Origin of the sequence: Anaerobiospirillum thomasii, from assembly GCF_900445255.1 — a bacterium.
Lineage (GTDB): Bacteria > Pseudomonadota > Gammaproteobacteria > Enterobacterales > Succinivibrionaceae > Anaerobiospirillum_A > Anaerobiospirillum_A thomasii.
The window spans coordinates 121,571-134,973 of sequence record NZ_UAPU01000006.1 but is presented as its reverse complement, the minus strand read 5'-3'; the positions used below and the strand labels follow the sequence as shown (position 1 = coordinate 134,973).

General features: G+C 38.6%; 15 protein-coding genes. All 15 read left to right on the top strand.

The window, feature by feature from the left end; genetic code table 11:
- Positions 1 to 8 precede the first annotated feature (8 nt).
- The 15 genes from DRZ93_RS06435 (at position 9) to fusA (ending at position 13,393) form a co-directional block, all read left to right on the top strand.
- Positions 9 to 332, top strand: coding sequence for a DsrE family protein (locus DRZ93_RS06435; protein ID WP_113743133.1), 324 nt, complete (start codon positions 9 to 11; stop codon positions 330 to 332).
- Positions 333 to 638 carry a hypothetical protein gene (locus DRZ93_RS06430; protein WP_113743132.1) on the top strand — a complete coding sequence of 102 codons (306 nt, stop codon included), beginning with the start codon at positions 333 to 335 and terminating at the stop codon, positions 636 to 638.
- Positions 638 to 937: a hypothetical protein gene (locus DRZ93_RS06425; protein ID WP_113743131.1), complete on the top strand. Its 300-nt coding sequence runs from the start codon at positions 638 to 640 to the stop codon at positions 935 to 937. The genes DRZ93_RS06430 and DRZ93_RS06425 overlap by 1 nt, the downstream gene beginning before the upstream one ends.
- A gap of 92 nt (positions 938 to 1,029) precedes the next feature.
- Positions 1,030 to 1,521 (top strand): heme-binding protein, encoded by a 492-nt coding sequence (locus DRZ93_RS06420; protein WP_113743130.1) that lies wholly within the window; start codon positions 1,030 to 1,032, stop codon positions 1,519 to 1,521.
- A gap of 563 nt (positions 1,522 to 2,084) precedes the next feature.
- Positions 2,085 to 2,747: a reverse transcriptase domain-containing protein gene (locus DRZ93_RS13695; RefSeq protein ID WP_113746147.1), complete on the top strand. Its 663-nt coding sequence runs from the start codon at positions 2,085 to 2,087 to the stop codon at positions 2,745 to 2,747.
- Between the two features lie 111 nt (positions 2,748 to 2,858).
- On the top strand, positions 2,859 to 4,094 hold the full coding sequence (locus DRZ93_RS06410; RefSeq protein WP_113745616.1) for a site-specific integrase: 1,236 nt from the start codon (positions 2,859 to 2,861) through the stop codon (positions 4,092 to 4,094).
- A complete protein-coding gene (locus tag DRZ93_RS13690; protein ID WP_218564274.1) occupies positions 4,087 to 4,566 on the top strand; it encodes a hypothetical protein in 480 nt (159 codons plus the stop codon). The genes DRZ93_RS06410 and DRZ93_RS13690 overlap by 8 nt, the downstream gene beginning before the upstream one ends.
- Positions 4,542 to 5,069 (top strand): tyrosine-type recombinase/integrase, encoded by a 528-nt coding sequence (locus DRZ93_RS13685; protein ID WP_218564273.1) that lies wholly within the window; start codon positions 4,542 to 4,544, stop codon positions 5,067 to 5,069. Before DRZ93_RS13690 ends, DRZ93_RS13685 begins: the two co-directional genes overlap by 25 nt.
- Positions 5,044 to 6,063: a tyrosine-type recombinase/integrase gene (locus DRZ93_RS06400; protein ID WP_245933760.1), complete on the top strand. Its 1,020-nt coding sequence runs from the start codon at positions 5,044 to 5,046 to the stop codon at positions 6,061 to 6,063. Before DRZ93_RS13685 ends, DRZ93_RS06400 begins: the two co-directional genes overlap by 26 nt.
- 95 nt (positions 6,064 to 6,158) lie before the next feature.
- Positions 6,159 to 6,905, top strand: coding sequence for a reverse transcriptase domain-containing protein (locus tag DRZ93_RS06395; protein WP_113745613.1), 747 nt, complete (start codon positions 6,159 to 6,161; stop codon positions 6,903 to 6,905).
- 395 nt (positions 6,906 to 7,300) lie between these two features.
- A complete protein-coding gene (locus DRZ93_RS06390) occupies positions 7,301 to 8,983 on the top strand; it encodes a transposase (RefSeq protein WP_113745435.1) in 1,683 nt (560 codons plus the stop codon).
- 192 nt (positions 8,984 to 9,175) lie between these two features.
- Entirely contained in the window at positions 9,176 to 10,102 is a 927-nt protein-coding gene (locus DRZ93_RS06385; protein ID WP_113746146.1) for a restriction endonuclease, read from the top strand.
- Between the two features lie 233 nt (positions 10,103 to 10,335).
- On the top strand, positions 10,336 to 10,710 hold the full coding sequence (gene rpsL, locus DRZ93_RS06380) for a 30S ribosomal protein S12 (protein WP_113746145.1): 375 nt from the start codon (positions 10,336 to 10,338) through the stop codon (positions 10,708 to 10,710).
- Between the two features lie 91 nt (positions 10,711 to 10,801).
- Positions 10,802 to 11,272 (top strand): 30S ribosomal protein S7, encoded by a 471-nt coding sequence (gene rpsG / locus DRZ93_RS06375; RefSeq protein ID WP_113743127.1) that lies wholly within the window; start codon positions 10,802 to 10,804, stop codon positions 11,270 to 11,272.
- 18 nt (positions 11,273 to 11,290) lie between these two features.
- The gene (fusA, locus tag DRZ93_RS06370) at positions 11,291 to 13,393 is read left to right on the top strand and encodes an elongation factor G (RefSeq protein ID WP_113743126.1); all 2,103 of its coding nucleotides are present in this window, start codon (positions 11,291 to 11,293) and stop codon (positions 13,391 to 13,393) included.
- Positions 13,394 to 13,403 lie beyond the last annotated feature (10 nt).

The following is a 13,403-nucleotide window of genomic DNA, read 5'->3' as shown; positions in this document are numbered from 1 at the left end:
TATCAACGATGAAGTATATGATAATAGTTAAACAGGATGCGGATAAAGAAAATATACATCAAACTATTCTTGAGTTGATGGAATCTTATCAATTCGAACTTGATGTTATATTTTTTACAGGTAACTCTGCTTCATTGTTTAAGAATATAAATGCAGACCTGTTGAAACAATATAAAAATAAAGCTGATATCTATGATGTAAGACTCTTGGTATGCGGCAGAGCTACTGAAGAGCAGAACATAGAAAAAGAGCAATTGGTTGGAGTAGAGATATCTGGATATACAGAACTAGCTATTTGTATAGCACAGGCAGAAAAGGTTATAAGTTTTTAAATGATTTTAATTATCTTAAACAGTAGTATAGAAACAAACGACTTTGAGCACGCTCTAGAATTGACTTTGACAATGGCTGATATGGACATTGAATGCATGTTTATGATTATGCCAGAGATTCTAGATACAATTAAGAATAGCAGTTTAGATAGAGTAAAAAAAATAAGACAACTAGAGTTATTTAATGTACCTACATACGCTTTAGGAAATGGTTCATTAAAAGATGAATATATGTTTATAAAGATGATAGATAAAACTGAGTTTCGTAAATGTATTGAGCAGTCAGAAAAGGTGGTAACATTTTAATGTTATACATGTTAAATTCAAACTCATCTTTACTACAATGTCGAGAGATTATAGAAAGAACAGACAGTGTGGTTGTTTTTAAAGAAGAGGATATAGACGAAAGTATAGTGCTGAGTCTATGTGACAAGTGTGAGAGCATAAGAATTGTTGACAGTAACTTCTTCATTGAGAGGAAAAAAAACAATAAAGGAGAAGAGAACAGCGCTATATCTTCTAAATTGATATGTTACAGAGTAAAAGCAAGGGAAGCTGCTATCTTTATAAGTAACTATAAAGGCCAAGTAGTTTCACTGCTGTAATTTTGTGACCTGCCTTTGTAAGAGAGCAAAGCATTATTCTTTTTTTGGCAAATCATTGTATTATATAGCAGGACATTGCTTTAGGAGATTGTATGTACAGACAGGAAACACTTGATGCTATTGTAGAGCAGGAACAACTTTATAAATTCAAGACCTTTGATCATACTGCTGCTATTGAACTTGGCAGTTTAATCATTGAAAACTCAAAAGATCTGGATAGACCTATAGCTACCAAAATTATTTTTGATGATCTTGAGGTTTTTGCCTGCTTCAAGCAGGGCACCAACGAGGTCAACAACAGATGGCTGATGCGCAAGACCAATACTGTTAAAAGAACTCAGATGGCCTCACTGCATGTAGCTGTACTGCGTCATCTTAAAATGATTGAAGATGAGCCATGGCATGATGATGAGGATCACTATGCTTTAGTAGGCGGTGGCTTCCCTATTGTTGTAAACGGCCTGTTCAGAGGCATAGCCTTGGTATCAGGACTGCCTCATTTAAGAGATCATCAGTATCTGACCAATCAGATTGCAACATACCTTGGTCAAAAGCAGATAGAAGTCCCGGTATTTAATATTTAAATCACACATAAACAAAGATGGCAAAGTCCATCTTTGTTTTTAGTGCGCCCTGCATGTGCGCGTTTCTAACGGGTGAAAGTCCCCAACACGCCCCACTAGAGGGAAGTGTATAGCTAAAAGCAAGGTTATAGTGGTAACACTATGGCTGAAGGAAGCTGAAGGCAAATCTCCGGACCTACGAACAGAAACAGTTTATAGGCATGTACCGCGGATAAGTCTGCTAAATATGACGAAGTCCGAAATCTAGTCGTAGCGGTATATGTAAAGACTGAGCGTTATATGGAGAGAAAGAAACCGTACTTACCGGGGGAGATCCGTATAGCGGGAAACCGTAGTAACAACGAATATACGGAAGTCAGCAGACGTCATAGTACCTTGAGAGCACAAGGGAAGGACAGAACCTAACAGATATGAAAATCGGAGGAATTAGCCGGTTAAAAAAAAATGGCTCTGAAAAAGCAGTCTTCTGCAAAAGCAGGCAATTGACTGTAGCTACTGGCCAAGGCTTGGACGTAAATCAAGTTGCGGAGGGTAGGAAGAGTTCTGCCGGATAATATAGACCTATGAGTAATATATCGCAAATTGAACCTATAACCTTAGAGAGAGTGCTCGACTACACTAACCTTAAAAGAGCTCTGCACAGTGTGCTGAGAAACAAAGGCAGTGCGGGCGTCGATAGAATGCGCACAGATGAACTCTGTGAGTATTTACAATCACACCCAGGTGAAATCACTGAGGCGATTAGGAACGGCAAATACAGACCACAACCAATTCTGAGAGTCTACATTCCAAAAGATAATGGAGAGAAGCGACCCTTGGGAATACCAACAGTACGAGATCGCTTTGTACAGCAGGCTATAGCGCAAGTACTAAGCGAGGAGTATGAAAAGGTATTCTCAGACAATAGCTTCGGATTCCGCCCGGGCAGAGGTTGCAAAGACGCGATTGCGAAAGCAAGCGAGTATGTAAACCAAGGTCTAGAATGGGTAATCGATTTGGATCTAAGCAAATTCTTTGATACTGTGAACCACAGCAAGCTTCTCCAAGTCTTAAGCAATAATATCAAGGACGGAAGAGTCATATCGCTGATACATAGGTTCATGAGAGCCCCAATCAGTGAAAACGGCAAAGTTGGTCATAAGACCACAAAGGGCACCCCTCAGGGGGCTTTATGCCGAGCTCGGCATAAAGCCCCTTATGTAGATATAGATATTATGCCAAGTTAGCATATTTATCAAATTGAATTATATAAATTTTAATTTTTTCAACTCTACATAATTTTATATTATTGACCATTTGCTAATCTGAAATCATTTCACTACATAGGAGTTATCACTATGAAACTAGAAATGATTACAGAAGGCTTAAACCAACTTCTTACAGAAAATCACTATTCATCAGGAACTATTGAATTCTATAAAAAAGAGTGGAGAAAAATAAATGACTTTCTAAAACAAGAATATGGTAGCACCGAATACAATATGGAGAGAGGGCTAAAATATCTTGAGGTCAAATACAGTTTTATTCAGAAATATGAAAATAAAGTACTTTCTCAGCAAAGAGTTCAACTTCTACGTGTTGTCCATATGTTAGAGGATTACAGACTTCATAGGGTTCTTACTAGAAGATATTATGCCTCAAAAAATCCAATTAAATTAAATGACAGCATGTCAGATATATTTTCTAAATACTCTTCTTTCTTGTCAAATACAGATCTGTCTGTATCGACTATAAATCATTATAAAAAAACATCGCAAGTTTTTTTAGATTTCATTACCCAACGGAAAGTTGCCGGTATACAAGATATTACGACAAAAACATGCCACGACTTCATTAAAACATTTGCGGGTTTTCAATTTAAAACAGTTGAGCAACAAGTCTGTGGTATAAGGCACTTTTTACGCTTTCTTCATTCATCTGGAATGATTGTTGAAAACTTCATTGACAAGATACACGTGCCAAATATTTCAAAGACTGCAAATATTCCATCTTCCTGGGATTTAGACGATCTTAAAAAGATGCTATCCGCCATAGATAGAAATAATCCTATAGGTAAGAGAGATTATGCAATGATCTTAATTGCCTGTACTCTGGGGTTAAGAGTTGGTGATATAAAAAGACTGCGCTTTAATAATTTTAATTGGGAAGAAAAAAAGCTCTCAATTATACAACATAAAACAAAAAAGCCTCTATCCTTACCAATCCCAGATTATATTGGATGGGCGGTGATAGATTATATAAAAAATGCGAGGCCAAAAGCATATAAATCAGATGTAGTTTTTATAAAACATATGCCACCATTTGATCCTTTTAGCGATGATAGTCATTTACAAAACATAGTCACTAAATATATGCGCAAGGCTAAAATTGATAGTCGCTCCAAAAAAAGATCTGGATTTCATTCTCTACGGCACTCCGTTGGCTCTCTGCTGCTAGAGATTGAAACACCTTTGCCAGTAATAACACAAATACTTGGGCACACCGATCCAGATGTTACAGCTATATATCTTAAAACAGATATAAAAAAACTTGCTGAATGTACTCTAGAGCCGGAGGATTTTAGAAATGAATAAAAAATCCTATAAAAGCGTTTTTAAACAAGAGTTTGCAGATCTTGTTGAATTAAAGAGAGCTTCTGGCTATTTATATAACCATAATGAAGAAGCATTTTTACAACTTGATGCTTTTTTTATTGAAAATAATCTATCTGACAAAGTTATAACAAAGGAGTTAAGTGACCTTTGGTCTAAGAAAAGAGATTATGAAAAAGTTTCAAACCAATTAAAAAGAATTAGTTGTCTGCGCGTATTTTGTAAGTATCTAAATGATATTGGTATAAAGGCATATATTTCTCCAAAAGTTAAAATGAGCAAAGTGAAAAAATATGAGCCACATATTTATTCAGATGAAGAAATTAAGAAATTCTTTTTCTACGTTGATCAAAGTAACTCTGTACAAGACATATGCCCTTTCCGTAAAGATGTAATGCCTATTTTTTTAGAGTTCTATATACAAGTGGTTTGCGTGTCTCAGAGTTACGGCTAATAAAAATAAAAAATATAAATTTACAGGACGGAGTCTTAACTATTTTAAATGCAAAAAATAAAAAAGAAAGATTAGTGCCAATCCATCCAAAGCTTTTAGAGAAATGCAGAGATTTAAAAGCAAAGATCCATACCAACTCAAACGACGAAGAGTATTTTTTTATGATACGACCAGGAGTCGCAATGTCTTTGGTTAATGTATACCATAATTTTCGGCGGTACTTAGAGAAGGCAGGTATACCCCATACAGGCGAAGGCCCTCGTGTTCATGATTTTCGTCATACATATTGCGTAAATATTTTGAGAAAATGGGTTAATGAAGGAAAAGATCTAATGGCCTACCTGCCGTATTTGCGCACAATGCTTGGGCATGAAACTTTTCATGAAACTGCGTACTACGTTAAGTTAACATCAGAAAGGTTTCCTTATATCAAAGACAGAATGAAACAATCATTTCCAGATTTAATTAGGGAGGTAGATGCAGATGATGGCGAATTCTACTGATTTTGCAAAGATTGTTACAAAATTTTTAACAGAGTATCTACCATGCCATAGATGTTATTCTAAAAATACAATCCTAAGCTATAGAGACACTCTAAAACTGTTTTTAAAATTCATCAAGGAAGAAAAAAATATGTCGGTCAACTCTTTTTATATGAAGGATTTTAATCGTGATCTCGTAATAAATTTTTTAGAGTGGTACAGAGGTACCGGAGCAAGCATATCTGCAGCCAATCAACGTCTTGCCGCTATAAAAGCATTTAGTGATTTCGCACAGCTTGAAAAAATTGAATACATTGAGCCTTTACAAAATATCGCAGGAATTAAATCTAAAAAATCTGCACAGAAAGATATATCCTACCTAAACACTGAGCAAATGGCTAAACTTATAAACAGTCCAGATGTTAATACAGCCGTAGGTTTAAGACATAGAATGATCTTAGCACTGATGTATGACAGTGGCTGCAGGGTACAGGAACTTTGCAATATTAAAATTGCAGATATATCTTTGGAGCCAATTTCTACAGTTACACTGCATGGAAAAGGAAATAAAATTCGAACAGTAGTAATATCTGATGAAACTGCATCTATTATACGCAATTACATCAAAAGATACCGCCAATACGCTATAGGAACTGATTTTTTGATTACAAACAGATTTAACCATTCTATAAATCGAGATGGAATATCGTATATTGTTAAAAAATATGCTGGTATTATTAGTAGACAAGATGCTTCTTTTCCTAAGCATGTTCATTGTCATATGTTTAGACATTCAAAAGCTATGCACATGTTGGAGGCTGGCATTAATATAGTCTATATTAGAGATTTTTTAGGTCATGAAGATATTTCAACAACAATGATATACGTCAGAGCTGACAATAGGCTTAAAAATGAGGCAATTAGCAAGCTGGCACCTCTTATTACAGAGTCAGCAACATATCAAGACTGGAATAAAGATCAAGATCTAATGCAATTTTTGAACTCTCTTAAATAATAATATTTATGCCAAGTTAAAAAAATGAAAGTTTATAAAAATCAATTTAAAAACTATACTAACTTGGCATAATATCTATATCTACATAAGGGGCTGTGTGTAGTCCGGTACTTGCAAACATACTCCTCAACGAACTTGATCAACTGTTGGACGCCAGAGACAGGAAATTTGTCAGATACGCCGACGACATGTGCATATTCTGCAGTAGCAGGAAAAGTGCAGAGAGAGTTTTAGAGTGGGTAACACGGTATATAGAGGACAAGCTATTCCTCAAGGTGAACAGAGAGAAAACCAAAATAGTGCATGTCGGCAAGGATATGCAATTCCTAGGTTTTGCATTTCTAAGCGCTAGATGTGTCTCAAAGACAAGAAAGCAGGCAAAGCCAAAGGATCAATATTTCACAACTGTGCACGACAAAAAGAGGAAGAAACTCAAGGAAAAGGTAAAGCTCATACTAGATAGAAGGTGTAAAGGCGGCATTGCTGTCGTCAAAGCTAAGCTGAAGTATCTACTCAGAGGGTGGGTAAACTACTTTGGTGAAGCCATACCAACATCATGGGCAAGGAAAATCGATGCTTGGATCAGAAGACGCGTCAGGCAACTCCTATGGAAACAATGGAAGACCCCACAAAACCGCTACAGACAGTTCAAGCTGAGATGGTCAAAAGCCCCCGCCATCGGAGATGGCACTATGGCATACAGCTCAAACAGTTATTGGAAATTATCGAAAAACCAAGGGATCCACAGAGCACTTAACAATCAGATACTGATAAACGAGGGCTGGACAACTATAACCGCGGAGCTAGAGACCCTGCATTCAAGGATCTCTAGCGCTTGTTAGGAACCGCCCTACTACCGAACGGTACGGTGGGTGGTGTGGGAGCCCGAAAGGGCTACCCGATCATGCGATGTAATATTCAAGATCATGTGTCAAAATATCTATGTAAAAAATCGCAAATTTTAAAGAACTACGACATTAATTAAAAGATTCCCCATAAACTGTACTAATGGGGATTTACTTTAAGCTCATTATATCATATTCACTATCTCCCTAATCTTACCAAATAATTACATAAATCCTTTGTTAACAACAGATTCTTCTTTGCTCTATTATTGTGACATTATTAATAAAATCCATAAAAAAATACTATAAATATATTATTTTAACTGTACATATATGATATAATATGTACAGTTATATCTTAATTAATAGATAATATTTTGAGGGTTTTAGTTATGTCTATACCTGAGAATATAAGAGCCGTCCCAAGACCTACAAATACTGTCGTAGTTCTATCTGGAACTGGCAGATATAGGTACGCTGTTCGTCAAAGATCTGGTACTAAGTATGATGCCAAAGGAAAGGCCCAGCCTATCAATGGAGCTATTATTGGTCATATTATTGATGGTCGTTATGTTGCCAAAGAGACTAAAATTGTATCTCAGGGAGTAATGCCAGATAAATTGTCTTATGGAGCCAGTGCTCTTGCTTTCTCGGTAGTCGGCGATATAAAAGACGATTTGAGGGCCGTGTATGAGTGCGGGGATGTGGATACAATTCTCGCTATGGCCTTGCTAAGGGTAATAAGACCTAGAGTTACAAATACAAGATTGAAGTCCGCCTATGAGCATTGTTTTATTTCAAAATTTATACCTTATGTGGGCCTTAGCAAGAATACAGTAGCAAAGTTCATCTACCACCTTGGCTCAAATTCTCAATTGATGCATGATTTTTATGCAAGACGTATAGACAGACTCCTGCCTTCTTGTCATATTGCTATAGATGGAACTCTTAAGCAGAATACAAGTATAGTTAACGATTTGTCTAACTTTTCAAGGAAGTCTCGTGTCAAAGGTTGCAGAGATGTCTCTATTATCTATGCTTATGTAATAGAAACCATGGAGCCATTATGCTCTATGATTTTACCTGGAAACATTATAGATGCCTCTGCTTATAGAGCCTTTATTAGGAACAATAATATAGAAAAAGGAATTATAGTAACCGACAAAGGCTTTCCACCAAATAAAATTAGACAGGAGCTCGCTGAGCACAAAGATCTTCACTATATAACCCCAATAAGGCGCAATGATGTACGAATCAGTGAGTATTCTCTTTTAGAGTTTGACAGTGCCATCAGATATGAGGAAAAAGCAGTAGTTTGCAGGAAAGTTGTAACAAAAGACGGTCTTTATCTGTATTCTTTCAGAGATATATCAGGCTATGCAAAAGAAAATACAAACTACATAATGAGAACGATAAAAAACAACTCATTTGACGCTCAGGAGTATAAATCTAGAGAAGAAAAGTCCGGATTGATTGTTTTTGAGTCAGATTTAGATCTAGAACCATCTTCTGTATATAAGACATTCAAGGAGCGATGGCTTCTTGAGCTTATGTTTAATCGCTATAAAAATGAAGAGTACTTTGATGAGACAAGAGTTCACAATGACTTTTCTGTGCAGGGTCTTGAGTTTATAAACTTCATATCAACCTTGATTACATCAAGGATTCTAAACAAGCTTGAGGAAAATAATGTACTAAACGGCATAACATATGGAGAGCTTATGGAAGATCTCAATGCCGTATGGAGAAGAACTGATCCACCTATTGAAGGCATACCTGATTTAGATGATGGATACTGGGAAGTGGGGGTTAAATCGAGCTTTGAGGCATTAATTAAACTTGGACTTTGTACCAATAAGCAGGCACCTGAAAAACTTAGAAAAGCTAAAGCTGGTCGACCTCATAAAGAGAAAAAAGAAGTGGACTCGCAAGGAGTTACATCTGAGCCCAAACCAAGAGGAAGACCAAAGAAAAAGCCTGAATTTATTGGACCCAAAAGAAAACCTGGCAGACCTAAAATTGAAAAAACTGACAAGATTAAAAGACCGGTTGGCAGGCCCAAAAAGAGTTCATAGACACTTAAATATGCTATTATTTAAACGGCTTCTTGAGTGGAACAACTTTCCTTTATGATAGCGTCAAATATTGAAGCCGTTTAATAGTACAGATTTTTGGGAAACTTTTAATTAATAAAAAGAATTATTAAATGTTGGCTGTGATTAATCTAATTAGAACGATTGTGCAAAGAAACAGGTAAAGGGGGGTAAATGGCAGTTCCTAAATTCGATAAGTTTTTAACTCCAGTTCTCCTGTGTCTTAGTGATGGTAAAGAGTATTCTATAAAAGAGACCATAGAGTACTGTATTAGATATTATGCTTTAAGTGAAGATGACATAAATGAGAAACTGACAAGTGGCTCTAGTCGTTTGAAAGACCGAGTGGGATGGGCAAGAACATATTTAAAACAGGCTGGTATAATTAAAAGTAAAAGACGTGGTATTTATCAGATAACTGATGAAGGATCAGATTTAATATCCACTAAAAAAGAAATTAGCCCAAAAGATTTGCTTGAGTATCCAGCATTTCAAAGTTTTCTAAATAGAAAGAATGGCTGCGGGTCATCAGAAATCAACACTAAAGAAGTCGAAATATTGGAGTTCACTCCTACAGAGCAGCTTGAACGAGCAGTCACAACGCTTAATGATGAACTTGCTACCAGGTTGCTTGAAATGATACAGAAGAAAGTATCAGATTATGAATTTGAAAAGCTTGCTATAAGACTGCTTATACATATGGGATATGGAGAATTTCAGTACAATAAAAACGCAGTCACACAAAAATCAAAAGACGCAGGCATTGACGGCATCATTTCATCTGACAAGCTTGGACTCGATAGAATATACATACAGGTTAAAAAATGGCACAGTAACAATAAGATAGGCAGACCAGTGTTACAGAGTTTTTTAGGAGCGTGCTACAACAACGATGCAAAAATGATTTTTATAACTACATCTGAATTTACAGCTGATGCTGTTGAGTTTGCAAGTTCGCTAGAAAAAACAGGTAAAAAGATGGTTCTTATAGATGGAAGGAAGCTTGCAAAGCTAATGATTGAGTACAATTTTGGAGTTTCGGTGGAGAAAACATATTTTATCAAAAAAATAGATACAGATTTTTTTGATGAATACGAATAGGCTAGAAAGCAAAAATTAACACATGTGCTTGATTTTAAGTGATTTATGACATAGTCAATACCTGTATTATAAGAAAACACCTACTTTGTGATAATGCGACCAAAAAAATAATTTATCACTTGCCTTTATTTTTGTTGCAAAAGAGCAAATAAAAGTTATAAAATACGGTGCCCCTTGAATATTCAAGGGAGAGTAAAGTCTGTCCATTAAGGACTAACAGGAGATTTTATTTAATGGCTACTATTAATCAGTTAGTACGTAAGCCACGTGTTAAGGTAGTTGCTAAGAACAAGGTTCCAGCCTTGGAAGCCTGCCCACAGAAGCGTGGTGTATGTACTCGCGTTTACGCAACTACGCCTAAAAAGCCAAACTCAGCTATGCGTAAGGTTTGCCGTGTTCGCTTAACCAATGGTTTTGAAGTAACTTCATACATTGGCGGTGAAGGACACAATCTGCAGGAACACTCTGTTGTAATGATCCGTGGCGGTCGTGTTAAGGATTTACCAGGTGTTCGTTATCACACTGTTCGCGGTTCACTGGACTGCTCAGGTGTTAAAGATCGCAAGCAGGGTCGCTCAAAGTATGGTGTCAAGAAGCCTAAGGCTTAATAGACATCCCCGCTAGAGTAAGGCCAAACAGCAGTAGTGCTAGTTTTAAAATTTTAGTTTTGGATAACCCTGAAGTAACGAGGATTTATAAATGCCAAGACGTCGTGTTGTAGGTCAGCGTAAGATTTTACCTGATCCAAAGTTCGGTTCAGAACTGTTAGCAAAATTCATCAATGTTGTTATGCTTGATGGTAAGAAATCAATTGCAGAGAGCATTGTATATGGCGCATTAGACACCATTTCCCAGAAGAGCGGCAAGGAGCACCTCGCCCTGTTCGAGGAGGCTCTGGAGCACATTCGTCCAGCAGTAGAGGTTAAGTCTCGCCGTGTAGGTGGTTCCACCTATCAGGTTCCTGTTGAGGTTCGTCCTGCCCGTGGCAATGCTTTAGCAATGCGCTGGTTAGTTGACGCTGCCCGTTCACGTCATGAGAAGACCATGGCTCTCCGCTTAGCCGGTGAGATGATGGATGCCTCAGAGAACAAGGGCTCAGCAGTTAAGAAGCGTGAAGACGTTCACCGTATGGCTGAGGCTAACAAGGCCTTTGCTCACTTCCGCTGGTAATAAAGAGGTTTTATATAAATGGCACGTACTACTCCAATTGAGTTATACCGCAATATCGGTATCAGTGCACACATTGATGCAGGTAAGACCACTACTACCGAGCGTATTCTGTTCTATACCGGTAAAAGCCACAAGTTAGGTGAAGTACATGATGGCGCCGCCACCATGGACTGGATGGCCCAAGAGCAGGAGCGTGGTATTACCATTACCTCTGCAGCCACCACCTGTTTCTGGAAGGGTATGGCAGGTCAGTTCCCTAAGCAGTACCGTTTTAACATTATTGACACCCCAGGACACGTAGACTTTACCATCGAGGTAGAGCGTTCAATGCGTGTTCTTGACGGTGCCGTTATGGTTTACTGTGCAGTAGGTGGTGTACAGCCACAGTCAGAGACTGTATGGCGTCAGGCCAACAAGTACCAGGTACCACGTATCGCCTTCGTAAACAAGATGGACCGTACCGGTGCTAACTTCCTACGTGTAGTAGAGCAGATCAGAACCCGCTTAAAGGGCAACCCTGTTCCACTCATGCTTCCAATCGGTAAGGAAGATTCATTTGTTGGTATCGTTGACTTATTAAAGCGCAAAGCCATTGACTGGAATGAGAAAGATCAGGGTTTAACCTTTGAGTACACAGATATTCCAGCTGATATGGTTGAAGAAGTTGAAGAGTGGCGTTCAAAGCTTGTTGAAGCCGCTGCTGAGGCCGATGAGACTTTAATGGATAAATACTTCGGTGGTGAAGAGCTCACCGAAGAGGAAATCATTAAAGGTATCCGTGCCCGTACACTTCGCAACGAAATTATTCCAATGTGCTGCGGCAGTGCTTTCAAGAACAAGGGTGTTCAGGCTATGCTTGACGCTGTTGTTATGTACCTGCCTTCACCAATTGATATTCCACCTGTTAAGGGTGAGAAGCTTGATGGTACTCCAGATGAGCGTAAAGCCTCTGATAAGGAGCCATTCTCAGCTTTAGCATTCAAGATTGCAACTGATCCATTCGTAGGTAACTTAACCTTCCTGCGTTCATATTCAGGTGTAATTAACTCTGGTGACACTGTATTAAACTCAGTTAAGCAGAAGCGTGAGCGTTTTGGACGTCTGGTTCAGATGCACGCTAACTCAAGAAATGAAATTAAGGAAATCTACGCCGGCGATATCGTAGCTGCCATCGGCTTAAAGGAGACCACCACTGGTGATACTCTGTGTGTTGAGTCAGCTCCAATCATCCTTGAGCGTATGGAGTTCCCAGATCCAGTTATTTCTGTTGCGGTAGAGCCAAAGACCAAGTCCGATCAGGAGAAGATGGGTATTGCTCTTAACCGCTTAGCTCAGGAAGATCCTTCATTCCGTGTTCACACTGATGAAGAGTCTGGCCAGACTATTATCTCTGGCATGGGTGAGCTTCACCTTGACATTATTGTTGACCGTATGCGTCGTGAGTTCTCTGTTGACTGCAATGTCGGCAAGCCACAGGTAGCATATCGTGAGACAATTCGTTCACAGGTTGAGCAGGAAGGCAAATTCGTACGTCAGTCAGGTGGTCGCGGTCAGTTCGGTCACTGCTGGTTACGTATTGAGCCTTTAGAGCCTGGCAAGGGCTATGAGTTCGGCAACGAGGTTGTAGGTGGTGTTATTCCTAAGGAATATATCCCTGCAGTTGACAAGGGTGTTCAGGAGCAGATCGCCAACGGTGTTCTGGCCGGCTATCCTATCGTCGACGTAAAGGTAACCGTATATGACGGTTCTTACCACGAAGTTGACTCATCAGAAATGGCCTTCAAGATTGCAGCTTCTATGGCCTTTAAGGCAGGCTTCATGAAGGCAACCCCAGTTCTGCTTGAGCCTTTAATGAAGGTTGAGGTAGATACTCCTGAGGAGTACATGGGTGATGTTATCGGTGACTTAAACCGTCGTCGTGGCATCGTTGAGGGCATGGAAGATGGTCCAACTGGCAAGATTGTTCGTGCTATGGTACCTCTTGCTGAGATGTTTGGTTATGCAACTGACCTGCGTTCTCAGACCCAAGGCCGTGCTTCATATGTAATGGAATTTGGCCATTACGCTGAGGCTCCAAAGAATATTGCCGATGCAGTTATCGCTGCTCGTCAAACCAAGTAATTTTGTTTCA